The sequence below is a fragment of the Paraburkholderia sp. BR10937 genome (assembly GCF_040965695.1).
Lineage (GTDB): Bacteria > Pseudomonadota > Gammaproteobacteria > Burkholderiales > Burkholderiaceae > Paraburkholderia.
On record NZ_JBFRCL010000025.1, the window covers coordinates 37603 to 63905 of the forward strand.

Sequence of the window (26303 nt, forward strand, 5' to 3'; positions counted from 1 at the left end):
GGACGCAAAAACCGCGCGTCACTGCGTCTGCGTCTTGCCCGTGACGAGCTCCTGGTTGCGCGCGGTCAGGAACTGGATGAGCCCGTCCACGCCGCCCTGCTGGATCTTCTCGTTGAACTGCTGGCGATAGGTCTGGATCAGCCACGCGCCGAGCACGTTCAGGTCGTAAAGGCGCCAGCCCTGCGGCGTCTTGTACAGGCGGTAATCGATTTCGATCGGATTGCTGCTGGTCTGCGCGAGCGTGCGCACGACGACGTCGGTGTCGCCTGGCGAGCTGCGCATGGGCGGGTACTCGATCTTCTGGTCAGGTTTGAGTTGCACGATGGCGCCCGAGTAGAGATGGATCAGCAGCAACTGGAACTGCTGCTCGATCTGCGCCTGCTGCTCAGGCGTGGTGGTGCGCCAGTGCGGCCCCATGGCGAGGCGCGTGGTGCGGCGAAAATCGACGTACGGAAGAATGTCGCGGTTGACGATATCCTGGATGCGCGCGATGTCGTCGGGCGCGACGGCCTTCGTGCGGACTTCGTCGAGGATCTGCTGCGTGGCGGTCTTGATGAGCGCCTGCGGGTCCGACTGGTCCACCTGGGACGATTGAGCAAACGCCGCCGTAGCGGGCACGAACGACAGACACCACGCGAGCAGCGCGGTCATGCGGAATAACCTGGTCATCGATATCTCTGGGCAATGGCGGGAGCGGCGAGCGGGCGCGAAATCGACAAGCCGCACGCATCGCGCGAGCGCACGCCAGCGCTCAGTCTAGCGGGTCGGGCGCACTCAGGTCGGCTCGTTGTGCCGCGCGTGCGCTCGTGCATTCACGCGCGCGACGCGCGTGCACGCGCGTCGGACTCCGCGAGAAACGCCTCGAGCCCGAAAAGCCAGGCCACGCAAAATGAGAGGCGCGATAGCACGGCCGGCATCGGGTCGCCTTCGCTATCCCCGGCGCCCTCCTCCAACACGGTCTCGCCAGAAGCGGGCGCGCCTGACAGTGGCGCGGACGTCGTCGATAACGGCGATTGCTGGCGAGAAATGGCTTCGGGCTCCATGGCTGCGGTGCTCCTCGGTGCGGACCGGATTGTGATTGGCGCTACGATGAAGCAAGACACATACCATGTCGTGGCATTGCGCCCGGCCCCGCCCGCAGCCACGCTCGCGCACCCGCACGCCACTTCCGCCCTGTAAAAACTACACGCGCGTCACGGCAAAGCGGAGGGGCCCGCGCGCGTCAGGCCCAGCAGTCGTTGCGCGGGCAAGCGGGCACGAAAAACGCATGCAGCCGCACGCCCGCCTGTTCGCTCGCCTTGCCTGCCCGCGTAATCGGTTCAATTGCAATGCAATCGGGATCGACTCGATACGAACGTGTAAGGTTCAGCGGTTCGTCTCGACGACGAGGCGCGCCCCATCGCTCAGGAGATCGCATGAACACACCGGAACAGGTTCGCATTGCGGACATCCTCGGCCAGCATCGCGACACGCTGCTCGCCGAATGGCTGCGCCTGCATCTGCCGATCGCGCTGCGCCGCGGCCTCGCGATGGAAGGGGAAATTCGCGAACAGTTCTCCGCGTTCCTCAACGTCTTTCTCGACACGCTGCCGAACACCGAAACCTACGACCCGGGCCGCCCGGAGTGGGAGCCGGTGCGCGCGTTCCTCGCGGAAATGTCGGCGCACCGCGCGCGTCAGGGCTATACGCCGGTCGAGACGGCCACCTTCGTGTTCTCGTTCAAGGAGCCGCTCTACGCGCGCCTGCGCTCGGCCTATGCGCACGATCCCGTCGAACTCGCCCAGCTGAGCTGGCAGGTGAACCTGCTGCTCGACGGCTTCGGCCTCTATACCACCGACATTTTCCAGAAGAGCCGCGAAGCGATCATCGCGCGCCAGCAGGAAGAGCTGCTCGAGCTTTCCACACCCGTCGTGCAGCTTTGGGAAGGCATCCTCGCGCTGCCGCTCATCGGCACCCTCGATTCCGCGCGCACCCAGGTCGTCATGGAGAGCCTGCTGCAGAAGATCGTCGACACGGGCGCGGGCCTCGCGATCATCGACATCACGGGCGTGCCCACCGTCGACACGCTCGTCGCGCAGCATCTGCTCAAGACCGTGGCCGCGGCGCGCCTCATGGGCGCGGACTGCATCATCAGCGGCATCCGCCCGCAGATCGCGCAGACCATCGTGCACCTGGGCGTCGATCTCACCAACGTCACGACCAAGTCCACGCTCGCCGACGCCTTCGTCATCGCGCTGCAGCGCATCGGCGCAACCATCCTCTCGCCGAAGGCCACGGCCTGAGCGCCACGCAGCGCCACTGAAGCACGGGAACCGCACACGATGGAACGCATTCCGATCCTGCGCCTCGGCGACTGCCTGATCGTCACGATCCAGGTGGACATGCACGACCGACTCGCGATCGCACTGCAGGACGACCTCACCGAGCGCATCGTCAAAGAGTCGGCCAAGGGCGTGCTGATCGACATCTCGACGCTCGACGTGGTCGACTCGTTCATCGGCCGCATGATCAGCAACACGGCCGCCATGGCGATGGTGCTCGACGCGCAGACCGTGGTGGTCGGCATGCAGCCGTCCGTGGCGATCACGCTGGTCGAACTCGGCCTCACGTTGTCGGGCGTGCGCACCGCACTGAACGTCGAAAAAGGCATGGCGCTGCTCAAGCAGTGCCAGCTCCGTTGAGTCCCATCCCGTTGAGTCCCATTACTCCGTTAGCTAGCACGTCTCTTGCGTTCGATCATGAATAGCAACGACACGACCGGAAGACTTGCGGCCCAGGTGAGCCTGAGATCGGACGAGGAAATCGTCCGGCTACGACAGATCGTGCGCGACGCCGCCATCGCACAGGGTTTCTCGCTCATCGAACAGACCAAGTTCGTGACGGCGGCGAGCGAGCTCGCACGCAACACGCTGCAGCATGGCGGCGGCGGCGATGCGCGCCTCGAAGTGCTGGAAAACGGCGTGCGCGTGGGACTGCAGCTCTCGTTCGTCGATCAGGGTCCGGGGATTGCTGACATCGAGCGCGCGCTGCAGGACGGCTTCACGAGCGGCAATGGCCTGGGCCTCGGCCTGGGCGGCTCGCGGCGCCTGTGCGACGACTTCACGATCGAATCGACTCCGGGTGGCGGCACGACGGTCACCATCACGAAATGGAAAGTACGCTAGACGGCGCGGCCGGTTCTGCCGGCGGCACCCACCGCTCCTTCGAGATCGGCGACGCCAGCGGCGTCGCCTTTGCACGCCGCGGCGCCAGCGAAGCCGCGCGCATTGCCGCGCTCAGCGAGACCGACGCCGGCCGCCTCGCGATCGTGCTCACGGAAGCGGCCACCAACATCCTCAAGCATGCCGGCCACGGCGAGCTGCTCGTGCGCGCGCTGGAGGGCGCGGTGGAACTGATCGCGCTCGACAGCGGCCCCGGCATGTCCGACGTGGGCACCGCGCTCGCCGATGGCCACTCCACGGCCGGCACGCCCGGCACCGGGCTCGGCGCGATCCGGCGGCTCTCGAACCAGTTCGCCATTTACTCGCAGCCGGGCGTGGGCACCGTGTTGCGCGCGCTGGTGCAGAAAAACGGCGGCAACGCGGCGCACGCGGCGCTCACCGGACCCGAGATCGGCGCCGTGTGCGTGCCCCACCCCGGCGAGGAAGTCAGCGGCGACGGCTGGCAGGCGCAGGTCGACCAGAGCGGCCTCACGCTCGCACTCGCCGACGGCCTCGGCCACGGCGCCGAAGCCCACGTGGCCGCCGTGGCCGCGCTCGACGTGCTGCGCCGCCGCGCCGGCCTCGCGCCCGCCGCGCTGATGGAACTCTCGCACGCGGCCCTGCGCCCCACGCGCGGCGCAGCGCTCGCGCTCGTGCGCATCGATCTGGCACGCGGCGCGCTCGCGTTCTGCGGCACGGGCAACATCTCGGCGGTCGCGTATGGCGCGGGCCGTCCCATCGATAACCGCGCTTCAGGCGGCCACACGCATCGGCCCGCCAGCGCAGCACCGTCCGCGCGCGAGTGCTACCAGCTCGTCTCGCGCAACGGCATCGTGGGCCACACGATGCGCGGCATCCAGGAGTTCGAACTGACGTGGAGCGAGAACGCCCTGCTCGTCCTGCATTCGGACGGCATCGGCACCCGCTGGGACCTCGCGGCCTGGCCCGGACTCGCCAACCAGCCCGCCGTCGTGATCGCGGCCGTCCTCTACCGAGACTTCGCGCGCCGGCGCGACGACGCCACCGTCGTCGTCGTGCGCGCACGCCCCGGAGTACAGTTGAACCATGAATAAGCCCCTGCTGCGCATCCGGCTGGAAACCGCCCAGGACGTCGTTGCCGCGCGCCGCCGCGCGCGCGAGCTGGCCGCCGGCCTCGGCTTCTCGCCGCTCGACCAGACGCGCATCGCGAGCGCCGTCTCCGAAATCGCACGCAACGCGTGCGAATATGCAGGCGGCGGCGAAGTCGCCTTCGCGCTGGAAGGCGAGCGGCCACGGGAAGCGCTCGCCGTGCAGGTAAGCGACCGGGGCCCCGGCGTGCGCGAGCTCGAAGCCGGGCTCGACGGCACCTGGCGCTCGCCCGGCGGCATGGGCCTCGGCATCACGGGCAGCCGCCGTCTCATGGACCGCTTCGAGATTCGCTCGTCGGCTGTCGGCACGACCGTCACCATGGCGCGCGACTTGCCGCACGAGCGCAGCGAGGCGAGCGGCGCGGAACTCGAGCGCATCGCGCGCGAACTGGCCGCGCGCAGTCCGCAGGAAGGCGCGCACGGCGACTCGCTCGAAGAACTGCAGCAGCAGAACCGCGAACTCGTCACCGCGCTCGACGAACTGCGCGAACGTCAGGATGAACTCTCGCGCCTCACGCAGGAACTGGAGGCGACCAACCGCGGCGTGGTGGCGCTCTACGCCGAACTCGACGAGCGCGCGGAGGAACTGCGCCGCGCCGACTTGATGAAGACGCGCTTTCTCTCGAACATGAGCCACGAGCTGCGCACGCCGCTCAGTTCGATCCGCGCGCTCGCCAACCTGCTGCTCAACCGGCTCGACGGCGACCTGAGCGTGGAGCAGGAGCGCCAGGTCAAGCTGATTCTTTCGTCTGCGGAAAGCCTCGGCGAGACCGTGAACGACCTGCTCGACCTCGCGAAGATCGAAGCCGGCAAGACCGAAGTCGTGCCCGCGTGGTTCGAGCCCGCCGACCTCTTCGCCGCGCTGCGCACGATGCTCGTGCCGCTGCTCGACACGCCGGAGGTCACGCTCGAATTCGGCTCCACGGCAGGCCTGCCGCAGCTTTACACCGACGAACCCAAACTCACGCAGATCCTGCGTAATTTCGTTTCGAACGCGCTGAAGTACACCGAGCGCGGGCAGATTCGCGTGGGCGCCCAGTGCGTGCCCGGCGACGGCGACGAAGCGCGCATCACCTTCTTCGTCGCGGACACGGGCATCGGAATTGCTCCCGAGCACCACCAGATCATTTTCGAGGAGTTCGGCCAGGTGCAGAACCGCCTGCAGCAGCGCGCGAAGGGCACGGGTCTTGGCCTGCCGCTGTGCCGCAAGCTGGCGGCGCTGCTGGGCGGAGAAGTGGGCGTGGAAAGCGAGCCCGGCGTGGGCTCGACGTTCCGCCTGAACCTGCCGGTGCGCCTCGCCATGTCCGTCGAGAACGAACCCGAGATCTCCGGGGACGCGGCGCCATGAACGCGCAAGCCACACTCATCCTCAACGTCGACGACAACGAAGGCGCGCGCTACGTGAAGTCGCGCGTGCTGCGCCACGCCGGCTACGCCGTGATCGAAGCCGCGACGGGCCAGGCCGCGCTCGAAGCCGTGCGCGGACAGCAGCCTGCGATCGTCCTGCTCGACGTGAAGCTGCCCGACATCAGCGGCATCGAGGTGTGCCGCCTCATCAAGGCGGACCCGGAGACGAACTCCACGCTCGTGCTGCAGACCTCCGCCGCCGCGGTGCAGACGCGCGACAAGATTCTCGCGCTCGACGGTGGCGCCGACAGCTATCTCACCGAGCCCGTCGAGCCCGCCGAGCTGGTGGCGAACGTGCGCGCGCTCCTGCGCCTCTACGCTGCCGAAAAGGCGCTGCGCGACGCCGACCGCCGCAAGGACCGCTTCCTCGCGACGCTCGCGCACGAACTGCGCAATCCGCTCGCGCCGATTCGCAACGCCATCGAACTGCTCGACCCGCGCCACGGCGCGAACGACACCATGCGCGCCGACGCGCGGCAGATCGCGAGCCGCCAGGTCGAGCATCTCGGCCGCCTCGTCGACGACCTGCTCGACGTCTCGCGCATCTCGCACGGCAAGATCGCGCTGCAGATGAGCACGCTCGACCTGCGCGAGATCGTCCAGATCGCCGTGGAAACGAGCCGGCCCTTCCTCGACGCGAAATCGCAAACGCTCTCGGTCGAGATCGACTGCGAGCCGTGCCACGTGACCGGCGACGCGATACGCGTGGCGCAGATCATCAGCAACCTGCTTTCCAACGCCGCCAAGTACACGGCCGAAGGCGGCCAGATCGCGCTGCGGCTCGAAGCGGATGTCTACGAGATCCTGATTCGCGTGCGCGACAACGGCATCGGCATCGCCCCCGACGAGCTGCCCTATGTGTTCGAGCTCTTCATGCAGTCGCGCGAAGCCGTGAAGCGTGCGGACGGCGGCCTCGGCATCGGCCTCGCCCTCGTGCGCGAACTCGCGGAACTGCATGGCGGCTCGGTGAGCGCGCATTCGGACGGGCTAGGTCACGGCTCGGAATTCGTCGTGCGTCTGCCGCTCGCGCGGGTGCCGCAATGCGAAGCGCCGCCCGGCAAATCGCAAGGCGCGGGGCACCAGTCTGCGCCGGCGCGCCGCCGCGTGCTGATCGCCGACGACAACATCGATTCCGCTTCCTCGCTGCTCATGCTGCTGGAACTCGAAGGCCATGAGGTGCGCGTCGCGCACGACGGTCCGAGCGCGCTCGCGCTCGCGCAGAGCTTCCTGCCCCACGTGGCGATTCTCGACATCGGCTTGCCCGGCATGGATGGGCACGCGCTGGCGAAGGCGCTGCGCGCCGAGCCGGCCACCGCCCACGTGCAATTGATCGCGCTCACGGGCTACGGCCAGGAGCGCGACCGCCAGGCGGCGAGCGATGCGGGCTTCGACCGGCATCTGGTCAAGCCGGCGCCGTACGACGAGATTTTGCGGGAAATCGAAAGCGCGCCACCGGGTTGAGTGACGCCGTGCGCTCCGCCTGCCGACCGTTCGCGCCACCGAATTCCCGTTCGCGCCCGTTTCCCTGCGCTTCGTCGCATCCCCCTCGCCCGCCCCGCCCCCACTCACCACACTGCAGACATCGCCCCCGCTCGACTCGCCAAGGAGAGCCAGCATGTCTGCCATCATTGCCGCGCACGTCGTCGCTGCAACGCTTTCTGTCATACTCGGAACCGCCGTCATGCTGGCCGAAAAGGGCAGCGCGCGGCACAAGTGGCTCGGCCGCCTCTGGGCGCTGACGATGTTCGCCGCCGCGCTCAGCTCGTTCGACATCCGCGAGCTGCATCCGGGGCATCTGTCCTGGGTGCACGGCCTGTCGCTGCTGACGTTCGCGAGCGTCGGGCGCGCCATCTGGGCGATCCGCCACGGCAACGTCCGCGGCCATCGCCTCGCCATGCGCGGTTCGTACTTCAGTCTCATCGCGGCCGGCCTCGCCGCCGTTGCGACGCCGCACCGGCTGCTCAACCTCATCGTCACGAGCTGGATCGCATGATTCCTGGCACGCACGTCGAGTTTCCGAATGCCGCCGCCCGCCTCCCCGCGCCGGCGGCCAATGTCCTGATCGCCGGATTCGCGCGTGAGGCCGTGATCGTCGTGATCGGCAACGCGCTGATTGCGGTCGCGCTCACCGCCGCGGGCGTGCACGAGCGATTCATCGACAACCTCGTCTTCAGCCAGGCGATCGGCCTTTCGATCATGCTGCTGCTCGACGTCGGCCGCTTTTTCCTGCAACGCCACAATGCGCTCACGGGCCCGCGGCTCGCCCTCGCGATGGTGCTCGCCATCGTGCTCGGCGCGTCGCTCGGGCGCGGCATCGCGAGCGTGGTGCTCGGCATCGGCTTGCACAACGCGTTCGCGACGAAGGATCTCGCGCTCACCGGCTGGATCGCGCTGACCGCCACGCTGCTCGTCACCTGGTACGGCTGGTCGCGCACGCGCATTGCCGAGTTGAGCGAACAGGTCGCGCGCACGGCATGGCAGAAGGAAGCGGCCGAACGCACGGCGCTCAGTGCGCGCCTGCAGGCGCTGCAGGCGCAGATCGAGCCGCACTTCCTCTTCAACACGCTGGCGACGCTCGACAGCCTGATCGCGTCCGACCCGCCGCGTGCGCGCGAGCTGCTCGCGAGCCTCAACCGCTTCCTGCGCGCGACGCTGGAGGCCTCGCGCGCGCAAAGCGAAACGCTCGCGGTGCAGTTCAAGGTGCTCGACTCGATGCTCGCCGTGCACGCCATGCGCATCGGCCCGCGCCTCGCCTACGCGCTCGACCTGCCGCGCGATTGCGCCGACCTCCCGGTGCCGCCCATGCTGCTGCAGCCGCTCGTGGAGAACGCGCTCAAGCATGGCATCCAGGGTGCGCTCGAGGGCGGCAGAATCGACGTCGCCGCACGGCGCGCCGGTGAGCATGTCGAGCTGAGCGTGACCGATACGGGCCCGGGCTTCGGCGCGTCGCCGGGCACCCAGGGCGCCGGCGTCGGGCTCGTGAACGTGCGCGAGCGGCTTGCGGCGCTCTACGGCGAGCAGGCGTCGCTCACGCTGATCGAGAACGTTCCGCATGGCCTCGTTGCACGGGTCCGGCTGCCGCTGCGCGATACCGTTGGCGTGCGCGTGCAGGAGTCCGGATCATGAAACGCCACGCGCCCGCCGATACGGCGCAACACGGCGACGCCCCGCACCGCTCGCCCGACACCCCGACCGCGCTGATCGCGGAGGACGAGCCGCTGATCGCCGCCGCCCTGGAGCGCGAACTCGCCGCCGTGTGGCCGGAACTGCGCATCGTGGCGACGGCCAGCAACGGCCAGCAAGCCATCGAGCGCATCGGCGCGCTCGCGCCCGACGTCGCGTTTCTCGACATCGCCATGCCCGGCGCGACCGGCCTCGATGTCGCTCGCGCCTGCGCGAATCTCGCCGCGCCGCCCCAAATCGTGTTCGTGACCGCCTACGACGCCTATGCGCTCGAAGCCTTCGAGGCCGCGGCCATCGACTATCTGCTCAAGCCCGTGGAGACAGCGCGGCTCGCGCGCACGGTGGAGCGCCTGCGCGCCCGGCTCGCGCGCTCGCCGGCGAACGACGCCGAGGCGCCGCAGATGCAGGCCGATCTGCAACGCGTGCTGCGCCAGCTGGAAACGATCACCCAGGACGTTCGCGAAGCACGCGCCGGTGCGCGAGCGGGCAATGCCGATGGCGCCCCGCGCGGGACGCCGCTGCGTTATCTGCGCGCCTCCAGCGGCAACGACATCCGCATGGTGCCGGTAGAAGATGTGTTGTACTTCGAAGCCGCCGACAAATATGTCGTGGTCACGACCCGCAGCGGCGAACTGCTGATCCGCACGAGCCTGCGGGAGTTATGCGCGCAACTGGACCCGGCGCGCTTCTGGCAGGTTCATCGCGGCACGGTGGTCAACGTGGACCAGGTGGAATGCGCCTCGGTCAGCGCGATCGGGAAGATGACGTTGAGGCTGCGCGGCCACGCGGGCGCCCTCGACGTGAGCCGCCAGTACGCGCACCTCTTCAAGCAGATGTGACGCGCGCCGCGACAGCGGCACACGCCTTCAACGCGGCTCGCTTTTCAGATACCGCTGGGGCGGCTCGCCCATCGTCTTGCGGAACATCGAGATGAACGCGCTCGAATTCGCATAGCCGAGTTCGGCTGCGATCTCCGCCACGCGCACGCCCTGGGCGAGCCTCGACACGGCCTCGACGATGCGCAGTTGCTGGCGCCAGTGGCCGAACGTCAAGCCGGTCTCGTCCTTGAAGCGCCTCGCGAGCGTGCGCTCGCTCGCCCCCACGCGCTCGCCCCAGGTCGCGAGCGAGTCGCCGTTGGCCGGCGCCGCCAGCAGGAAATCGCAGATCTGCCGCAAACGCCGGTCGAGCGGCAGCGGCAACCCGCCGCCCGAGGCCGCGCGCGCATCGCGCATTTCGCTGAGCAACAGCGGCGTAATGAGCGCGTAGCGGCACCCGGGGCCGCGCTCGCGGTCTTCGACCAGCGCCGCCACCAGTTCGCGCAACAGCGGCGAAACCCGCACCGCATGGCATGCGGATTCCGGCCACGGCGACGCCTCCGGCTCGAACGACACGCTATGCAGGCTCACCGCGCTCGTCGCGATCATTTCGTGGCGCACGCGCGGCGCGATCCACATTCCGCGCTGTGGCCCGAGCGTCCACATGCCGATGGGCGTCGTCACCCGCAGCACCCCGCTCTCCGTAAAGACGAACCGCCCCTGGTCGTGCGAAAGCCACGATCCCCGATGGGCAGCGTCGTATTCGTAGCGTGCCGCCATGACTGGCCGTTCGAGCTTGCGGTGCGGGATTTCAGGTCGTTGCCGCCAGATCTGATCCACGAATAGGAAATTCCTTCGCTGATTTTTCAGAAAAATAGCTGTTTTGCGCAATTTATACCCTGCGCGTCGCGCCACGCCATGCCTCGTATTTTGCATCGGATGTCGATTAATTGCTAATACGAACGATAATGATTCTGTATAAGCTGAATGAATATTCCAGAGAACCGATTCCGCTGCCTAGACGGCGCCTCCCTCCTGCGCCGCTGCACTGCCGCCGAGATAGGTGGCGCGCACCCGGTTGTCGTCGGCCAGTTCATGGGCCGAACCCGCGAGCGCCACGCGGCCGCCTTCCAGCACAAAGGCGCGGTTCGCGATGCGCAGCGCCTGACGCGCGTTCTGCTCCACTAGCAGCACCGCCGTGCCCGCGTGGCTGATGCGTGCAATCACTTCGAAGATCGCGCGCACGAGCTTGGGCGCGAGCCCCATGGAAGGCTCGTCGAGCAGCACGAGTTTGGGCTTGAGCATGAGCGCGCGCGCAATCGCGAGCATCTGCTGCTCGCCGCCGCTCAGCGTGCCGGCGAGCTGGTCCTTGCGTTCGCGCAGCCGGCCAAACGTTTCGTAAGCCTGAGCAATACCCTGGTCGAGCACGCTGGCGTCGCGCCGCAACAGGTAGCCGCCCAGGCGCAGGTTCTCCTCGACCGTCAACCCGCCGAAAATACGGCGCCCCTCCGGCACGTGCCCGATCCCGAGCGCCACGATGCGATGCGACGGCAGACCGACGAGCGCCTGCCCCTCGAACGCGATGCTGCCGCCGCGCGGACGCAGCAGCCCGGAGATGGTGCGCAGCGTCGTGGTCTTGCCCGCGCCATTGGCCCCGAGCAGCGCGACGATCTCGCCCGGCCCGACGTCGAGCGAAACGCCGTGCAGCGCTTCGATGTTGCCGTAGTTCACGCGCAGGTCGCGAACGTCGAGGAGCTTGCCGGCCGTGTCTACCCCCATAGCGACTTCTCCCCGTCCGTGGCGTCGGGCCCGTCGTCTTCCTCGGCCGTGCCCAGGTAGGCGTCGATCACCACGGGGTCGTTCTGGATCTGCGCGGGCGTGCCCTGAGCAATGATCTCGCCATGATCCATCACGATGATGCGGTCGGATACGCCCATCACGAGCGCCATGTCGTGCTCGATCAGCAGCACCGTCACGCCCAGATCGCGGATGCCGCGGATCTGCGCCATCAACGCGTGCTTTTCGGTCGGGTTCATGCCGGCGGCGGGTTCGTCGAGCAGCAACAGGCGTGGCTGGCTCGCCAGCGCGCGGGCGATTTCCAGCCTGCGCTGATCGCCATACGGCAAGTCCGAGGCATATTCGCTCGCGCGCGCGCCGAGCCCCACGAGATCGAGCCAGCGCTGCCCGAGCGCGCCGTGCTCGGCGGCCTCGGCGCGCGCGGCGCGCGTGCCCACCAGTTCCGCCACGAGCGCCGTGTGCAGGCGATGATCCATGCCGATCAGCACGTTCTCGAACGCGCTCATATGGTTGAACAGGCGGATGCCCTGAAACGTGCGCGCGATGCCGCGATGCACGTTGCGATGGGGCGCACCGCCGCCAAGCGGCTCGCCGCGCCAGACGAGGCGGCCGCCGCTCGGGCGAATCACGCCCGTCAGGCAGTTGAACACCGTGGTCTTGCCCGCGCCGTTCGGGCCGATCAACGCGAGAATTTCGCCGCTGCGCACCTGGAAGGTGATGCCGCCGATCGCGCGCACACCGCCGAAGCGGCGTTCGAGGTCATGCACCTCGAGCAGGGTTTCGCGCGCGGCGGCGGCTTCGAGGCCGCCACTATCGGCGATCGAGACGGCCGCCTCGGTTTCCTTGCCCGCCGCTTCCGCCGCCTCCGCTTCGTGCGCCACCGTCTCTTCCTCGGGCCGCGGCGCGGCCCGTCTCACGCGCGCGGGCCACAGTCCTTGCGGGCGCAACAACATGAGCACGACGAGCGCCACGGCAAAGCCAAAAATACGCCACAGGTTCAGGAAGCGCAGCATTTCCGGCAGCCCCGCGACGATCAGCGCGCCGAGTATCACGCCAGGAATGCTGCCGCGTCCGCCCATCACGACGACGATGAGGATCGTCACCGATTGCAGATAGGTGAACGCCGTGGGATCGATCGTGCCGAAGCGCGCGGCGAACAGACTGCCCGCGAGACCGCCGATCAGCGCGCCGATCACATACGCGAGCATCTTCACGCGCAAGGTCGCGACGCCCACCGCCTCGGCGGCGGCTTCGTCCTCGCGGATGCTGGTCCACGCGCGCCCGAGGCGCGAGCGGCCGAGCCGCACGGCGAACACCAGCACGACGATGAAAAACGCCATGCCCAGCACGTACACCGAGCGCGGCGAACTGAACTCGAAGCCGAACAGGTTCGGCGGCTCGATGCCGTAAATGCCGTTCGGCCCACCGGTAATGTCGAGATTGGTGGCGACGATGCGCGTGATCTCGCCGAAGCCGAGCGTGACGATGGCGAGATAGTCGCTGCGCAGACGCAAGGTGGGATAGCCGATCACGACACCGGAAGCGCCCGCGAACACCAGGCTGAACGGCAGCGTCGCCCAGAAAGAGAAGTGCAGCAGCGTTTCGAGCAGCGCCGTCGTATAGGCGCCGATGGCGAAAAACGCCGCGTAGCCGAGATCGAGCAACCCGGCATAGCCCACGACGATGTTCAAGCCGAGGCCCAGAATCGCGTAGGTGAGGATGGTGAGCCCGACGTCGACGATATAGCCGCTCGCGAACTTGGGCAGCGCGATCGCCAGCGCGATCAGCACGCCGGAAACGACCCATGAGGTGTCCGTGGCCCGCGCGCGCATGGCTCACATCCTCTCGACCACGCGTTCGCCGAACAGCCCGGTGGGCTTCACCACGAGCACGGCGATCAGCACACCGAACACGAACACGTCGGTCCATTGGGAGGACACATACCCTGCGCCGAACGCCTCCAGCAAACCGATCAGGAAGCCGCCGACCATCGCCCCCGGAATATTGCCGATGCCGCCGAGCACGGCCGCCGTGAACGCGCGCAGCCCGAGCACGAAGCCCATGAAGAAGTTGATCTGCGTGTAGAAGAGCCCTTCCATCACGCCGGCGACCGCGGCGAGCGCCGAGCCGATGAAAAACGTGAGCTGGATGAGCCGCTCGACGTCGATGCCCATGAGCCGCGCCGCATCCTGGTCGATGGCGAGTGCGCGCATCGCCGTGCCGACGAACGTATGGTGTACGAACAAATACAGCGCGATCATCAGCGCGAAGCTGGCCGCGATAATGCCGATCTGCGCAAACGTGATGTGCACTTGCGCAACGTCGAAGCCGGTATGCGTGAGCAGGTGCGGGTAGGTGCGAAAGCCCGCGCCATAGGCGATCAGCACGCCGTTCTCCAGCAGCAGCGAAACGGCCAGCGCCGTAATTAGAATGGACAGGCGCGGCGCGCGCAGCAACGGCTGATAGGCCACGCGCGCGATCGCCACGCCGAGCACGCCGGTCGCGAGCATGGCCGCCGCGAAGGCCACGAACAGCGCGAGGGCGAGCGGCAGGCGAGCGGCCGCGAGCACTGCGAGCGCGGTCCAGCCCACGAACGCGCCCACCATGAAGAGATCCCCGTGTGCGAAGTTGATGAGCCGGATGATGCCGTAGACCATCGTGTAGCCGAGGGCGACGAGCGCGTAGAACGAGCCGATCGTCAGCCCCTCGATGACGAACTGGAAAAAGGTGCTCATGAGCGGCCCGGGGCGCTTACTTCATTGCCACCCACTTGCCGTTGGCATCCTGGCGCTGGTAAGGCTCGAACTGATCGTTATGCACGACGACCGTGATGTACACGGCGCGGCTGCGGTCGCCCTTCGGATTGAAGCCGATCGTCCCCGTGGCGCCCTGGTAGTTGGTGATCTTGTGCAGCGCGGCGCTGATGTCGGCGGGCTTGGCCGACTTGCCGTCGGCGATGGCCTTGGCGGTCACGCCCACGGCGTCGTACTCGTACACCGAGTAAGGCCCCGGCCCCTGTCCATAGGTCTTGGTGTACTGATCGAGGTAGTCGTGCGCGCCTGGCAGGAACTGCGCGAGCGGTGCCGTCGTGATGATCATGCCGTCGGCGGCCGGCCCTGCCGTCTTCATGAGCGTGGGGTCATTGGTGCCGTCGCCGCCCATGAAGGTCATCTTGAGGCCCACCTGGCGCGCTTCCTTCACGAGCAGACCCGCTTCGGAGAAATAACCCGTGTAGTAGATCACGTCCGGCTTGAGCGAGGAAACCTTGGTGAGCGTCGGCGAATAGTCCATCTGGCCCGGCGTGATCGAGTCGGCGTAGACGACGTCCACGCCCATCTTCTTGAGCGACTCCACGGTGTTCTGCGCGAGACCCTTGGCATAGGTCGTGTTGTCGTCGATCACCGCCGCGCGCTTCACGTGCAGCGAATTCTTCATGAAGCTGGCCGCGAACGGCCCTTGCTCGTCGTCACGGCCAATCGTGCGGAACACGTTGTCGTAGCCCATTTCCGTGAGCTTCGGATTGGTCGAGGCATCGAGCACGTAGGGAATGCCGGCGCGGTGGAAGGCGGTCAACTCGGGCAGTGCCGCGCTCGAGCAGTAGCCGCCCGCCACGGCAACCACGCCCGCGTCCACGAGTTTCTGCGCGGCCTGAACCGCCGTTTGTGCGTCGCACGCGTCGTCTTCGGGTACGAGTTCGATCTGCTTGCCGAGCACGCCACCCGCCGCGTTGATCTTCGCGGCCGCGAGCTTCGCGCCGTTCAGGATATCCGTGCCTGCTGCGGCGCTGCTGCCCGAAAGCGGCACCGGCACGCCGATCTTGATGGTCTGCGCCTGGGCGAGTCCAGGCGCCAGCGCGGCGAGCGAAAAGAGCGTGAGCGCGAGAGTTGCGTGCAGCGCGCCATTGTTCTGAGGATTCATATGAGCGGCTCCTGAGCGTGGACCCGACCGGGCGATGCCGCAACGCAGGCGAGCCCGCGCGGTCAGTTAGCGAAACGAAATAATTCGTCCGGTGCGATGCCCTGCAGGTCTCGCGCGCTCATGGCGCGCGGCTTGCATGGGTACCGGCGCATAACGACTTATCCATGATAGATGCATGCAACCGTTTAGCTGCCATAGGGTATGCGCGTATACAAATTGCGTGCGCTCGCGGCAGCGTGAAGGTACTTTGTATACACGCACGGAGGGGCGCGAATGAAGACCATCGTACTGGGCGGCGGCATCGCGGGCGTCACGAGCGCGTATTACCTCGCGCGCGACGGCCGCGACGTCACCGTGATCGAGCGACGCGCAGGCGTTGCGCTCGAAACCAGTTTCGCCAACGCGGGGCTCGTCGCCCCGGGCCACTCGTACACGTGGGCCTCGCCCCGCGCGCCGAAAATCCTGCTCAAATCGCTGTTCGTCGAGGGCCAGGCGTTGCGCCTGCGCCTGAAGGCCGATCCGCATATGTGGGCCTGGTGCGCGCAATTCCTGCTCAACTGCACCGAGGCGCGCTCGCGCGAAAACACCTCGCGCAAGGTGCGGCTGTGCCGTTATTCGCAGCATCAACTGCAGGAGGTCACGGCGCGCGAGCAGCTCGAGTACGACCTCATCAGCCGCGGCCTGCTCTATCTCTATCGCGACGCCGCCTCGTTCGAGCGCGGCCGCGCCCACATGTCGATCCTCGTGGAAAACGGACTGCCGCTCGAAACGCTCGACGCCGCCGCGGTCGCGGTACGCGAGCCCGCGCTCGCCCACGCGCGCGAACGCATTGCGGGCGCGATCTACTGCCCCAGCGACGCAAGCGGCGACGCGCACCGCTTCACGCGCGGGCTCAAGGAGGTTTGCGAACGTATGGGCGTGCGCTTCGTGTTCGACGCCCCGATCGAGGCCATCGAAGCCGCTGGCGACCGCATTGCCGGCGTGCGCACGAGCGCCGGCGTAATTCAGGGCGACGACTACGTGCTCGCGCTCGGCTCCTGGTCGCCGATCCTCGCGCGGCCGCTCGGCTACCGCATCGCGGTCTATCCTGTGAAGGGCTATTCGGCCACGTTCCCCTGCGGGCCCGGGCATCGACCGCCCGAGATGGGTGGCGTGGACGAGAATCACCTCGTGGCATGGGCGCGTTTTGGCGCGCGCCTGCGCTTCACGGCGACTGCGGATTTCGCGGGCTACGACACGCGCCACACGCCCGCCGATTTCACTTCCATGATGCAGGCGGCGCGCGAACTCTTTCCCCAGGGCGCCGATTACACGCAGCCGGCGTACTGGGCCGGGCTGCGGCCGATGACGCCCGAAGGCACGCCGCTGATCGGCCGCACGCGCCATCGCAACCTCTTTCTGAACACGGGTCACGGACACATGGGCTGGACCATGTCGTGCGGCACCGCAAAACTGCTCGCCGACATCATGGCCGGGCGCGAGCCCGAACTCGACATGACGGGATTGACGCTGAGATGACCAATACCGCACCGCCGCAAGATCACGAGGATGCCTACACGAAACTCGACTTCTCGCTCGACGGCGGCATTGCCCGCCGCGCCGCGATCGGCCTCGTCGTGCTGGCCACCGATCACACGATCGAATACGAATGGCGCGATCTGTTGCGACAGCCGGGCGTGGCGTTCTACGAGAGCCGGCTCGAGAATTCACCGGACATCACGCCGCCTCGCCTCGCGGAAATCGAGGCGCGCATCGCCCCCGCCGTGAGCCTCATGCTGCCCGGCGAGCGCCTCGACGTGGTGGCGTTCGGCTGCACGTCGGCTTCGATGGTGATAGGCGAAGACAAGGTCGCGGCGCGCATCCGCGAGGCGCGGCCCGAGATTGCCTGCACCACGCCGATCACGGCCGCGCTCGCCGCACTAATGGCGCTCGAGGTACGCCGCGTGGCGCTGCTGACGCCCTACGTGCGCACCATCAACGACTTCATGCGCGACTACATCGAGGCGCGCGGCGTGGCCGTCACACGCATGGCTTCGTTCGAGCACGCGGACGACAACGAGGTGGCGCGCATCGATGCGAGTTCGATTCGCAGTGCGATAGAAACGCTGGCGCGCCACGACGATGCCGATGCGGTGTTCGTGTCGTGCACGAGCCTGCGCGTGGCCGCGCTCGTGCCGCAGATCGAAGCGCAGACCGGCAAGCCCGTGCTGTCGAGCAACTATGCGATGGCGTGGCACGCGCTGCGGCTCGCGGGGGTGCAGGATAGCGAGCCGCAACTGGGGCGCCTGTTCACGCGCCAGTGACTTCAATGCGCAACGCGATGCTCGATCAACTCCTTCACGACCCGCGGGTCGGCAAGCGTTGAAACGTCCCCGAGATTGTCGTAATCGCCATCGGCGATCTTGCGCAGAATGCGGCGCATGATCTTGCCCGAGCGCGTCTTCGGCAGCACCGGCGCCCACTGGATGCAGTCCGGGCTGGCAATCGGCCCGATCTCCTTGCGCACCAGCGCGACCAGATCGGCACGCAGCGTTTCGTTGGGCTCCACGCCCGCCTTGAGCGTCACATAGGCATAGATGCCCTGCCCCTTGAGCGAATGCGGGAAGCCCACCACGGCCGCCTCGGCCACGTCGGCATGCGAGACCAGCGCGCTCTCCACCTCGGCCGTGCCGAGCCGGTGGCCGGAGACGTTCACCACGTCGTCGATGCGGCCCGTGATCCAGTAGTCGCCGTCGGCGTCGCGATAGCAGCCGTCGCCCGTGTAGTACTTGCCTTCGAACTGGCTGAAGTAGACCTGGCGCATGCGGTCCGCGTCGCCATAGACGTAGCGCATCTGCCCCGGCCACGAGTCGAGCATGCAAAGGCTGCCCGCCGCCGCGCCTTCGAGCACGGCGCCCTTTTCATCGACGATGGCCGGACGGATGCCGAAGAACGGCCGCGTGGCCGAACCGGGTTTGAGCGTGGTCGCGCCGGGCAGCGGCGTGAGCATGATGCCGCCCGTTTCGGTTTGCCACCATGTGTCGACCACCGGGCAGCGCTTGTCGCCCACCACCTCGTAATACCAGAGCCACGCCGCCGGGTTGATCGGCTCGCCCACCGTGCCGAGCAGTCGCAGCGACTTGCGTGACGTGCGCTTGACCGGTCCTTCCCCATCGCGCACGAGCGCGCGGATCGCGGTAGGCGCCGTGTAGATGATCTGCACGTTGTGCTTGTCGCAGACCTGCCAGAAGCGCGAGCTGTCCGGATAGTTCGGCACGCCTTCGAACATGAGCGTGGTCGCGCCGTTGGCGAGCGGCCCGTACACGATATAGCTGTGCCCCGTCACCCAGCCGACGTCCGCCGTGCACCAGTAGATGTCGCCGTCGTGATAGTCGAACACGTACTGATGCGTGAGCGACACGTAAGTCAGATAGCCGCCCGTGGTATGCACGACGCCCTTGGGCTTGCCCGTCGATCCGGAGGTATAGAGGATGTAGAGCGCATCCTCCGCGTTCATTGCTTCCGGTGGACAATCCGCAGGACTCCGATCGATCAGATCGTGATACCAGTGGTCGCGCCCTTCGCGCCAGTCGACCTTGCCGCCGGTGCGCCGCACCACCACGCACGTCGTCACGTCGGGACATTTCGCCATGGCGTCGTCGGCGCTGGCCTTCATCGCGATCGTGCGGCCGCCGCGCACGCCTTCGTCCGCGGTGATGAGGATGGTCGAGGCGCAGTCCTGAATGCGGTTGGCGAGCGCCTCGGGCGAGAAGCCGCCGAACACGACCGAATGGATCGCACCGATGCGCGCGCAGGCGAGCATGGCCACGGCGGCCTCGGGAATCATCGGCATGTAGATGGTCACGCGCTCGCCGCGCTTTACGCCCAGCGACTTCAACGCGTTGGCGAATTTGCAGACCTGTGCATGCAGCTCGCGATACGTGAGCGTGCGACTCACCTTGGGATCGTCGCCTTCCCAGATGATGGCGGGACGATCGCCGCGCGTCGCCAGATGCCGGTCGAGGCAATTGCTGCTGGCGTTCAGCGTGCCGTCGTAGAACCAGCGGATGTGCAGATCGCGGCTCGCGAACGACACGTCTTTCACCTGGGTATAGGGCTTGATCCAGTCGAGCCGTTTGCCCTGCTCGCCCCAGAATGCTTCGGGGTCCTCGGTCGAGCGGCGGTACATCGCTTCGTATCCGGCCTGATCGACCCATGCTTTTGCGGTCCATTCCGCGGGCGGCGGAAAGACCCGATGCTCATCCATGATTCACTCCTCGGGATGAGGCGCCGCCGCGCCTCAACGGCGCGGCGGCGTCGGGAACGCTCAAGCCGCACGCGGCTGCGGCGCGACGTAAGGATGCGTGGGCAGCACGATACGCCCAAAACTCTCGTTGATCACCATGGCCGCGGAGGCGTAGAACGCAAGCGCGAGCACGAGGCCCATCGAATCGGCGCTGTACCAGCCCGCGTTGATCATGCCTAGCATCCACGTGGTGAATGCAAATCCGGCAAGGCCTGGCGGTGCCGGGTTGGAAAGATTGCCACCCACGATCCCTCCTCCTCGCGCAGACAGTCGGCCATCGACATGACCACAAGCGCGCAAAATAAGTGCAGCCGCCAGGTCATTATAGGCAACATGTCACAACGTGATATTTATGCCGACAATATGGCGCTCGATAGCGCGCATAGGGCATGCCTGGCAGCCACAGGTATGAGGAATCGGGCTGGAAGACGCGCCGGCACATTGCGCACCGGCGCGAACATAAGCTGATGAAATCAGGCGTAAATCGGCTTGCCGGCGAGCGCGCTGCGAATCGCACCCGCGAGGTCGCCAGCGGCGAATTTCGCCACATAGCCGCTCGCGCCTGCGTTCTTCACGTGCGCTTCATTCGCGGTGCCCGTGAGCGATGAATGAATCACCACGGGAATATCCACGGTGCGCGGGTCCGCCTTGATCTTGCGCGTCAGCGTGAAGCCATCCATTTCCGGCATTTCGAGGTCGGTCAGCACGAGCGCGATGCGATCCTTCGCGCGCACGCCGTCGCGTTCCGCGCTCGTCGCAATCGCGTCGAGCTGTTTCCACGCTTCGAGGCCCGTCTTCGCCATCGTATATTCCACGCCGAGCGCCTTGAGGCTCTGGCCGATCAGCTCGCGCGCGAAACCCGAGTCGTCGGCAGCCAGCACCTTTGCGCCCGGCGGAATCATCGCGGGCTCGCCCACGTCTTCCGGCACGACCGCGCCGTGCTGCGCCGGGAACACGTCGCGCAGCACCTGCTCCACGTCCACCACCTGCACGAGCTTCTTGCTCTCGGGGTCGTTCTCGAGCCGCGCGATACTCGTCACGCGGTTGCCCATCGTGACGTCGGCGGTCAGCACCTGGCTCCATTCGAGCCGCACGATCTCGTCCACGCTTTCGAGCGCGAAGCCCTGGGTAGAGCGCGCGAATTCGGTCACGAGCAGGATTTTCAGGCCCGTGGCCGGCTCGCAGCCCATGAGCCGCGGCAGGTCGATCACGGGCATTACCTGGCCGCGGATGTTCGCCGCGCCCAGCACGTAGGGAGACGACGCCGCGATCGGCGTGATCGCCGGCATGCTCAGGATTTCCCGTACCTTGAAAACGTTGATGCCGAAGACTTCGCCAACCTCGCTGCCCGGCGCCGCGCCGAGACGGAAAAGCAGCAGCTCGAACTGGTTCGTGCTCGTCAGGCGGGTTCGTTCGTCGATTGCGAAGCCGCTATCCATGATTCTCTCGTGTCCTTTACGTGTGGCGCGATGCGTCCGGCATCCGCTCCCTGCCAACGTCTACGGCCTGGCGCGGGAAATCTTGAGCCTGCCGCTCCCGCACGACCGTGCCGGATCAGGACGCGCTCACACGCCCTCGCGCACGCGGTCGGCGGCATGCTCGCGCAGCAGCGCCGCGCAGACCTGCGCGCTCACCGGCCTGCCGAACAGGTAGCCCTGCTGCCGCTCGCAGTGCAGCGAGCGCAGAAACGACGCCTGCTCGGGCGTTTCCACGCCTTCGGCGGTCACGCGCATGCCGAGCGAATGCGCCATCGCCACGACGGCCGAGGTGATCGCCACGGAGTCGCGGTTGTCGGGCAGGCCCGCCACGAACGTGCGATCGACTTTCAGGTGGTGCAGCGGAAAGCGCTTCAGATACGAAAGCGACGAGTAGCCGGTGCCGAAGTCGTCCACTGAAATGCGCACGCCAATCGCGTTCAGCGCGTGCAGGAGAGGCAGCACGCTCTGGCTGTCGCTCATCAGAATGCCTTCGGTGATCTCCACTTCGAGCGCGTCGGGCGCGAGGCCCGTGCGCGCGAGGCACCCCTCCACCTGTTCGACCAGCCCGTCCGCGATCTGGCGCGGCGAGAAGTTGACCGCCATGACGAAGTCGGGCGCCAAGAGGCGCCGCCACTGCGCGGCCTGGCGGCACGCGTGCTCGAGCACCCACTGGCCGATCGGGATGATCATGTCGGTGTCCTCGGCCACGGGGATGAACTCCACCGGCGAGACCTGGCCGAGCTCCTCGCTCTCCCAGCGCAGCAGCGCCTCGGCGCCGATCATGCGGCCGCTTTCGCCATCCACGATCGGCTGATAGACGAGGCGCAGTTCGCCCGAAGCGAGCGCGCGGCGCAGCCCCCGCTCGATCTGCAAGCGGCGCTGCAGGCGCTGGCGCAACTCGGTCGTGAAGAACTGGAACTGGTTGGTGCCGCGCTGCTTGGCCGCGTACATGGCCGAGTCGGCGTTGCGCATGAGCGCGGCGGCGCTGCGGCCATCGTCGGGATAGAGGCTGATGCCGATCGAGGCGCCCAGGTAGTACTCGTTGCCCGCCACCGCGAACGGCGCGGCAAGCGCGCCGAGCACGCGCTGCGCGAGCGCGACGAGTTCGTCCACGCTTTTGTAGCAGCACACCGCGATCACGAACTCGTCGCCGCCCACGCGCGCGAGCGTGTCCGCCTCGCTTACGCAGCCGGTGAGGCGCCGCCCCACGTCGAGCAGCAGCGAGTCGCCGGCTTCGTGGCCGCCCGTGTCGTTGACCTTCTTGAACCCGTCGAGATCGACGAAGAGCAGCGCCGGCTTCGCCGAACACGTGGCGCGCTCCAGCATCGCGTGCATGCGCTCGGCGAGGAAGGTGCGGTTGTAAAGGCCTGTGAGCGCGTCGCGCGTGGCGAGATAGCGCAATTGCTGCTGCGCCTCGCGCACGGGTCCGATATCCGTAAACGAGACCACCACGGAGACCGGTTCGCTTTCCCCGGGCCGGAAGATCGGCAGCACGTTCTCGCTCACCCAGACGATCTCGCCGTCCGCAAGCTCGAGGCCGACCGTCTCGCCGAGCACCGGCTCGCCCGTTTCGAGGGCTTTCATGCTCGGGCGCTTCGAGGTGGGCAGAGGCTTGCCGCTTTCGTCGAGCACGCGCGGAATCACCTGCATGATGCTCTGGCCGATGGCGTCCTCGGGCAGGCGCAGGAGGCGCCGCGCGCTGCGGTTGCAGGCGAGCACGGTATCGTCGCGGGCCTGCATTACGATGCCTTCGTTGAGGTGGTCCACCACGAGGCGATGGTGCTCTTCGCTGAGCGCAAGACGCTCGGCAATGGTCTGCTGGTTGAGCATGGCCGCGACGCTGCGGGCGATGTCGCACAGCAGCGCCTCCTCGGCCGCGCCAGGCCGCCAGGGCCGGCTCTGGTACACGGCGAGCGCGCCCAGCACGCCGCCGTTGCCGTCGTCGAGGGGCATGGTCCAGACCGCGCGCAGGCCGCTGTCGAGCGCGATGCGGCGGTAATCTCCCCACTCGTGCGCGAGTTCGTAGTCCTCCACGCATATCGTGCGCCGCTCGGCGATCGCTGTGCCGGACGGGCTCGTGCCGGAACCGACCGGCGTGCCGTCGAACGCGGCGTGATACTGCGCCGGCAAGGACGGCGCGCTGCCGATGCGCAGGCGCTGGCCGTCGGCATCGAGTTGCAGGACCGCGCAGTTCGCGCCCGCGCCCAGCAGCCGCCCCGCGCGGCAGCAGACTTCCGCCAGCAGTTCCGGCAGCGGCATGCTGCGCGACACCAGCCGCAATACGCTGCGCTCCTGTGCGAGCGCCGCATCTGTTCCGTTCGCGGCCCCGCTGGTTGCCTCGTCCGATTCCTTCGACACCTCCGACTGACCGCCCCGTGATCCCGCTGCGCCGAACGCTCCCGCCGCTTGGGAATAGACCATACCTTCTTCCCCTCTTGTTGCCGCGGTGCGTGTGGTGCAGGTAGCGCCCGCGGCCGGCTCGATCTTTAGTGTGGTGCGCGGCAAACCGCTCGCTGACAGGCGAGCGATTGCGCCGCCCCTGCGTTAACGGCAGGGGCGGCGCGATTCTTGAAGCGTTGGGGCGGGGAAAGGCGCGCCGGGTGGACGGGGATGCGCGGCGCGTGGGTGGGCGTGAGGGTAAACACCGAGGGAGTTCGGCTCGTCCTGGCCAAATGCGCGCCGTGCCTGGCTCGATTCACGAGCTTGTTCAAGAGCCGCAGATGTAAGCGCGCCCGTTTCGGTCGGCGCGGGAACGTGCAACAACGCGGACGCACTTCCCGTACAACCGCATTTCTCCGGCCGCGATGCGCTGGTACAAACCCCGCGTATTTCGAAAGCCCTTTCGATCGAATCAACGACGCACATCATCAGGGCGCGCTATTCGACCAGTTTTCAGTTTGTATTCTGGAATACGTGTCGCGCGTAGCTTTGGAACACGATCCGAATAGGTCTGTTCGGCATTTCCCGTGCTAGCGTCGTATCGGTAAATAATGTATCGCTCGGGCGACTCGTTGCGACTGGTGTTCGGCAACAGGACGGATAACCCCTTAGCGTCGAAATAGACGCTTGCCGGGCGGGTTCGCTCTGCGAAGTCGATACGTTCCCATCGCTTCGCCCTGGCGTTGTAGCGAACGGCGACACCCTGCAGGAAGTTCGAAGTGAATTCGCCAGATAAAACGAATGCGCGCTCCCTCTCTCCTACGCAAACTGCTTGTATTTCGTCGCCCCGCGATTGACCCTCATCCCCTGGATAGAGCCTCACGGGCGAGGCTCCGTCTTTGCTGAGATAGTAAACCGCCGTGCCTTCTATGGGATGGTCGCGAAGCAACATAAGCGTATGACGTCCGTCGCTTCCAAGTGTGCAACGCGCGACCGGTTCTATTCCAATAGCGGACTGCGAAGCGGAGAAAACGCCAATGCACATGACCGGTATAAATACGCTTGTCTTCATTTCACCATATCGCGCAATGGTTGCATTGAATCAGGATCAGCGCTCAACTCGTCCGCACACGCCTTGATCTTTAGATAGTAAATTCCGTTAGATAGACCGCGATAGAGTTTGTAAGCGCCATCGACCGAACGTGCCTTGTCTATCCAATATTGCATGTACTCGGTTCCTAGCCCAATGTTCGTTGCATCATCGGTAAGCTGAGAGGAGGCATGCACCGCCGCAGCTTCGGCGAACAATTGATGTGTCTGCGCGTCGCTCGGCATATGGCCCAAGCCTTTCTGCGCGCGATATTTGTAGACCTGTTGAACAGCGCCTCTTGTGATTTGCATTAGTCCTCTTGCGGTGCTGCCGCTTGGGGCTGCAGTAGAATCGAAACGCGATTCCATATAGATTTGGCAGATGACCAGATTCTCATCGAGCGTTGATCTGTTGTTAGTCTGTACAAGTTTCCGAATTTCGCGCAAGCGCGCCGAATCGTCAACCATTACCGTTACGGGCGTCGTGTCGGACTTCGGCGTAAGTCTTGCCGTCTGCCTCTTGATTACCTTTTTTGCGGCGCTCATAGGAATTTGTCCCACTCTGGATTGATCGGGGTGTACTCTTCAAGAACGTGCAAGGTTGCCGACGCATCCCGATCGCTCGACACGCGCAGCGTATGGCCACGCGCATCCGTTATGCCTTCGTGTTCGTCGCCGTCTGGTGTGACGATCCGATACGAAACCCCCTTTAGAGGCTTTCCGGTTCGTTCATCAGTCAAACGGAAGTGCTGGTCGAAGGCATCGACTCGCGCGCTCGATGTCGTGGTTTTCGTGCGTTGCCCCATTAGCGCGGCTGCTTCCTCTGACGTGAAACCCATCGTCATGTTGCGCTCGGCGCGGAACACGGGCGGCGGACTACAACCGCAAAGGTTGATATCGCCGCTCAACGCCCATTGACTGCCGTTTGGCCCGTTGCCGGGCCAGCGCGGACCGCGCGGAGCAATGCGGCCTTCCTGCTCGCAAACGGGACAATATGTCCGCATGCCGATCGTTGAAATCTGCACGCACGGCGGCGGATTGGAACAGCTAATTGAATCCAGCCCTTCCGTAACGAACGCGCCGTTATCGGCCTTGTCGCCAATCCCTAGAAATGAGCGCTCCATACAGCCTCGCCTAATGAACTGAGTGAAAACGACCGGCGCCGCGATACGACCGGCGAGCTAAACGGGGGAACATGCATGCCCGCTCAAGCTAGGTTCAGGCTGGAGCCACTAGCGGGATATGGGATTCATCCGAAAAAATACTTTCATGGGGACGCAACGATTCAATACGCATCATCGCGCAACATTGATTTGACGTTCGCCAAATCGTGACCAATAACGCAACCAAATTGGAATGCCTAAATTTGCCCAGATCAATTGAGAAGCCATCTAACTTGTGGTCGTTGAATAAGACAGCTCGGCAAGTCCGACCGGGCGTAAGGTGTGCTCAATCGCGAAGGAACGGGCCACAAGCACCAAAAAGAAAAGGCCGCCCATCAATGAGCGGCCTTTCTGTTCACAAACGCTATGGGACTTCGATACCCGAAGCACTTGCGAGCGACACCGTACAGGAAACGATGCCGCCGTACTGCATTGCAGGAACACGGGCGCCGACCAACGCCG

General features: G+C 66.3%; 25 protein-coding genes. 11 read left to right on the forward strand and 14 right to left on the reverse strand.

Going from position 1 to position 26303, the window contains the following annotated elements; all coding sequences use genetic code 11:
* Positions 1–18: 18 nt before the first annotated feature.
* Together AB4Y44_RS21215 and AB4Y44_RS21220 are read right to left on the reverse strand one after the other, a co-directional pair.
* Complete coding sequence (locus AB4Y44_RS21215) at positions 19–669, reverse strand: phospholipid-binding protein MlaC (RefSeq protein ID WP_368700796.1); 651 nt, start codon at positions 667–669, stop codon at positions 19–21.
* 143 nt (positions 670–812) lie between these two features.
* On the reverse strand, positions 813–1043 hold the full coding sequence (locus AB4Y44_RS21220; protein WP_368700797.1) for a hypothetical protein: 231 nt from the start codon (positions 1041–1043) through the stop codon (positions 813–815).
* Positions 1044–1415: 372 nt separating this feature from the next.
* Here AB4Y44_RS21220 and AB4Y44_RS21225 point away from each other — a divergent pair, with 372 nt between their 5' ends.
* The 9 genes from AB4Y44_RS21225 to AB4Y44_RS21265 all read left to right on the forward strand — a co-directional run bounded on the left by AB4Y44_RS21225 (position 1416) and on the right by AB4Y44_RS21265 (position 9756).
* Positions 1416–2282, forward strand: coding sequence for an STAS domain-containing protein (locus AB4Y44_RS21225; RefSeq protein WP_368700798.1), 867 nt, complete (start codon positions 1416–1418; stop codon positions 2280–2282).
* Positions 2283–2321: 39 nt separating this feature from the next.
* Positions 2322–2681 carry an STAS domain-containing protein gene (locus AB4Y44_RS21230; protein WP_342922960.1) on the forward strand — a complete coding sequence of 120 codons (360 nt, stop codon included), beginning with the start codon at positions 2322–2324 and terminating at the stop codon, positions 2679–2681.
* Positions 2682–2738: 57 nt separating this feature from the next.
* Positions 2739–3164, forward strand: a complete 426-nt coding sequence (locus AB4Y44_RS21235) for an anti-sigma regulatory factor (RefSeq protein ID WP_368700799.1) — start codon at positions 2739–2741, stop codon at positions 3162–3164.
* Positions 3149–4273 (forward strand): ATP-binding protein, encoded by a 1125-nt coding sequence (locus AB4Y44_RS21240; RefSeq protein WP_368700800.1) that lies wholly within the window; start codon positions 3149–3151, stop codon positions 4271–4273. Before AB4Y44_RS21235 ends, AB4Y44_RS21240 begins: the two co-directional genes overlap by 16 nt.
* Positions 4266–5675, forward strand: coding sequence for a sensor histidine kinase (locus AB4Y44_RS21245; protein WP_368700801.1), 1410 nt, complete (start codon positions 4266–4268; stop codon positions 5673–5675). The genes AB4Y44_RS21240 and AB4Y44_RS21245 overlap by 8 nt, the downstream gene beginning before the upstream one ends.
* Complete coding sequence (locus tag AB4Y44_RS21250; protein ID WP_342922964.1) at positions 5672–7195, forward strand: response regulator; 1524 nt, start codon at positions 5672–5674, stop codon at positions 7193–7195. Before AB4Y44_RS21245 ends, AB4Y44_RS21250 begins: the two co-directional genes overlap by 4 nt.
* A 154-nt stretch (positions 7196–7349) precedes the next feature.
* Entirely contained in the window at positions 7350–7727 is a 378-nt protein-coding gene (locus AB4Y44_RS21255; protein WP_368700802.1) for a DUF2306 domain-containing protein, read from the forward strand.
* Positions 7724–8860 (forward strand): histidine kinase, encoded by a 1137-nt coding sequence (locus AB4Y44_RS21260; RefSeq protein ID WP_342922966.1) that lies wholly within the window; start codon positions 7724–7726, stop codon positions 8858–8860. The genes AB4Y44_RS21255 and AB4Y44_RS21260 overlap by 4 nt, the downstream gene beginning before the upstream one ends.
* Positions 8857–9756, forward strand: coding sequence for a LytTR family DNA-binding domain-containing protein (locus tag AB4Y44_RS21265; RefSeq protein WP_342922967.1), 900 nt, complete (start codon positions 8857–8859; stop codon positions 9754–9756). Before AB4Y44_RS21260 ends, AB4Y44_RS21265 begins: the two co-directional genes overlap by 4 nt.
* A gap of 27 nt (positions 9757–9783) precedes the next feature.
* On the opposite strand, the gene AB4Y44_RS21270 is transcribed toward AB4Y44_RS21265, so the two are convergent.
* The 5 genes from AB4Y44_RS21270 to AB4Y44_RS21290 form a co-directional block, all read right to left on the reverse strand.
* Positions 9784–10572: a helix-turn-helix domain-containing protein gene (locus AB4Y44_RS21270; protein WP_368700803.1), complete on the reverse strand. Its 789-nt coding sequence runs from the start codon at positions 10570–10572 to the stop codon at positions 9784–9786.
* A gap of 177 nt (positions 10573–10749) precedes the next feature.
* Positions 10750–11511: an ABC transporter ATP-binding protein gene (locus AB4Y44_RS21275; RefSeq protein ID WP_342922969.1), complete on the reverse strand. Its 762-nt coding sequence runs from the start codon at positions 11509–11511 to the stop codon at positions 10750–10752.
* Positions 11502–13361 carry an ATP-binding cassette domain-containing protein gene (locus AB4Y44_RS21280; RefSeq protein WP_368700804.1) on the reverse strand — a complete coding sequence of 620 codons (1860 nt, stop codon included), beginning with the start codon at positions 13359–13361 and terminating at the stop codon, positions 11502–11504. The genes AB4Y44_RS21275 and AB4Y44_RS21280 overlap by 10 nt, the downstream gene beginning before the upstream one ends.
* A 3-nt stretch (positions 13362–13364) precedes the next feature.
* A complete protein-coding gene (locus AB4Y44_RS21285; RefSeq protein ID WP_342922971.1) occupies positions 13365–14264 on the reverse strand; it encodes a branched-chain amino acid ABC transporter permease in 900 nt (299 codons plus the stop codon).
* Between the two features lie 16 nt (positions 14265–14280).
* Positions 14281–15447 (reverse strand): branched-chain amino acid ABC transporter substrate-binding protein, encoded by a 1167-nt coding sequence (locus AB4Y44_RS21290; RefSeq protein WP_342922972.1) that lies wholly within the window; start codon positions 15445–15447, stop codon positions 14281–14283.
* A gap of 273 nt (positions 15448–15720) precedes the next feature.
* Between AB4Y44_RS21290 and AB4Y44_RS21295 the strand changes: the two genes are divergently transcribed.
* Positions 15721–16965, forward strand: a complete 1245-nt coding sequence (locus AB4Y44_RS21295; protein WP_368700805.1) for a D-amino acid dehydrogenase — start codon at positions 15721–15723, stop codon at positions 16963–16965.
* Positions 16962–17750: an aspartate/glutamate racemase family protein gene (locus AB4Y44_RS21300; protein WP_368700806.1), complete on the forward strand. Its 789-nt coding sequence runs from the start codon at positions 16962–16964 to the stop codon at positions 17748–17750. Before AB4Y44_RS21295 ends, AB4Y44_RS21300 begins: the two co-directional genes overlap by 4 nt.
* A gap of 2 nt (positions 17751–17752) precedes the next feature.
* On the opposite strand, the gene acs is transcribed toward AB4Y44_RS21300, so the two are convergent.
* The 7 genes from acs to AB4Y44_RS21335 all read right to left on the reverse strand — a co-directional run bounded on the left by acs (position 17753) and on the right by AB4Y44_RS21335 (position 25802).
* Positions 17753–19693, reverse strand: a complete 1941-nt coding sequence (gene acs, locus AB4Y44_RS21305) for an acetate--CoA ligase (RefSeq protein ID WP_368700807.1) — start codon at positions 19691–19693, stop codon at positions 17753–17755.
* A 60-nt stretch (positions 19694–19753) separates the two neighbouring features.
* Complete coding sequence (locus tag AB4Y44_RS21310) at positions 19754–19978, reverse strand: GPR1/FUN34/YaaH family transporter (RefSeq protein ID WP_342922976.1); 225 nt, start codon at positions 19976–19978, stop codon at positions 19754–19756.
* Positions 19979–20205: 227 nt separating this feature from the next.
* Positions 20206–21171: a chemotaxis protein gene (locus AB4Y44_RS21315; protein ID WP_342922977.1), complete on the reverse strand. Its 966-nt coding sequence runs from the start codon at positions 21169–21171 to the stop codon at positions 20206–20208.
* Between the two features lie 126 nt (positions 21172–21297).
* On the reverse strand, positions 21298–23631 hold the full coding sequence (locus tag AB4Y44_RS21320; RefSeq protein WP_368700808.1) for a putative bifunctional diguanylate cyclase/phosphodiesterase: 2334 nt from the start codon (positions 23629–23631) through the stop codon (positions 21298–21300).
* Positions 23632–24061: 430 nt separating this feature from the next.
* On the reverse strand, positions 24062–24541 hold the full coding sequence (locus tag AB4Y44_RS21325; protein ID WP_368700809.1) for a hypothetical protein: 480 nt from the start codon (positions 24539–24541) through the stop codon (positions 24062–24064).
* Between the two features lie 116 nt (positions 24542–24657).
* Complete coding sequence (locus AB4Y44_RS21330; protein WP_368700810.1) at positions 24658–25224, reverse strand: transglycosylase SLT domain-containing protein; 567 nt, start codon at positions 25222–25224, stop codon at positions 24658–24660.
* Positions 25221–25802, reverse strand: coding sequence for a hypothetical protein (locus AB4Y44_RS21335; RefSeq protein ID WP_368700811.1), 582 nt, complete (start codon positions 25800–25802; stop codon positions 25221–25223). The genes AB4Y44_RS21330 and AB4Y44_RS21335 overlap by 4 nt, the downstream gene beginning before the upstream one ends.
* Between the last annotated feature and the right edge of the window lie 501 nt (positions 25803–26303).

Bases quoted from the DNA above. Each gene is read 5' to 3' on its own strand.
- AB4Y44_RS21215 (WP_368700796.1), bottom strand. From the start codon at position 669: ATGACCAGGTTATTCCGCATGACCGCGCTGCTCGCGTGGTGTCTGTCG.
- AB4Y44_RS21220 (WP_368700797.1), bottom strand. From the start codon at position 1,043: ATGGAGCCCGAAGCCATTTCTCGCCAGCAATCGCCGTTATCGACGACG.
- AB4Y44_RS21225 (WP_368700798.1), top strand. From the start codon at position 1,416: ATGAACACACCGGAACAGGTTCGCATTGCGGACATCCTCGGCCAGCAT.
- AB4Y44_RS21230 (WP_342922960.1), top strand. From the start codon at position 2,322: ATGGAACGCATTCCGATCCTGCGCCTCGGCGACTGCCTGATCGTCACG.
- AB4Y44_RS21235 (WP_368700799.1), top strand. From the start codon at position 2,739: ATGAATAGCAACGACACGACCGGAAGACTTGCGGCCCAGGTGAGCCTG.
- AB4Y44_RS21240 (WP_368700800.1), top strand. From the start codon at position 3,149: ATGGAAAGTACGCTAGACGGCGCGGCCGGTTCTGCCGGCGGCACCCAC.
- AB4Y44_RS21245 (WP_368700801.1), top strand. From the start codon at position 4,266: ATGAATAAGCCCCTGCTGCGCATCCGGCTGGAAACCGCCCAGGACGTC.
- AB4Y44_RS21250 (WP_342922964.1), top strand. From the start codon at position 5,672: ATGAACGCGCAAGCCACACTCATCCTCAACGTCGACGACAACGAAGGC.
- AB4Y44_RS21255 (WP_368700802.1), top strand. From the start codon at position 7,350: ATGTCTGCCATCATTGCCGCGCACGTCGTCGCTGCAACGCTTTCTGTC.
- AB4Y44_RS21260 (WP_342922966.1), top strand. From the start codon at position 7,724: ATGATTCCTGGCACGCACGTCGAGTTTCCGAATGCCGCCGCCCGCCTC.
- AB4Y44_RS21265 (WP_342922967.1), top strand. From the start codon at position 8,857: ATGAAACGCCACGCGCCCGCCGATACGGCGCAACACGGCGACGCCCCG.
- AB4Y44_RS21275 (WP_342922969.1), bottom strand. From the start codon at position 11,511: ATGGGGGTAGACACGGCCGGCAAGCTCCTCGACGTTCGCGACCTGCGC.
- AB4Y44_RS21280 (WP_368700804.1), bottom strand. From the start codon at position 13,361: ATGCGCGCGCGGGCCACGGACACCTCATGGGTCGTTTCCGGCGTGCTG.
- AB4Y44_RS21285 (WP_342922971.1), bottom strand. From the start codon at position 14,264: ATGAGCACCTTTTTCCAGTTCGTCATCGAGGGGCTGACGATCGGCTCG.
- AB4Y44_RS21290 (WP_342922972.1), bottom strand. From the start codon at position 15,447: ATGAATCCTCAGAACAATGGCGCGCTGCACGCAACTCTCGCGCTCACG.
- AB4Y44_RS21295 (WP_368700805.1), top strand. From the start codon at position 15,721: ATGAAGACCATCGTACTGGGCGGCGGCATCGCGGGCGTCACGAGCGCG.
- AB4Y44_RS21300 (WP_368700806.1), top strand. From the start codon at position 16,962: ATGACCAATACCGCACCGCCGCAAGATCACGAGGATGCCTACACGAAA.
- acs (WP_368700807.1), bottom strand. From the start codon at position 19,693: ATGGATGAGCATCGGGTCTTTCCGCCGCCCGCGGAATGGACCGCAAAA.
- AB4Y44_RS21315 (WP_342922977.1), bottom strand. From the start codon at position 21,171: ATGGATAGCGGCTTCGCAATCGACGAACGAACCCGCCTGACGAGCACG.
- AB4Y44_RS21320 (WP_368700808.1), bottom strand. From the start codon at position 23,631: ATGGTCTATTCCCAAGCGGCGGGAGCGTTCGGCGCAGCGGGATCACGG.
- AB4Y44_RS21325 (WP_368700809.1), bottom strand. From the start codon at position 24,541: ATGTTGCTTCGCGACCATCCCATAGAAGGCACGGCGGTTTACTATCTC.
- AB4Y44_RS21330 (WP_368700810.1), bottom strand. From the start codon at position 25,224: ATGAGCGCCGCAAAAAAGGTAATCAAGAGGCAGACGGCAAGACTTACG.
- AB4Y44_RS21335 (WP_368700811.1), bottom strand. From the start codon at position 25,802: ATGGAGCGCTCATTTCTAGGGATTGGCGACAAGGCCGATAACGGCGCG.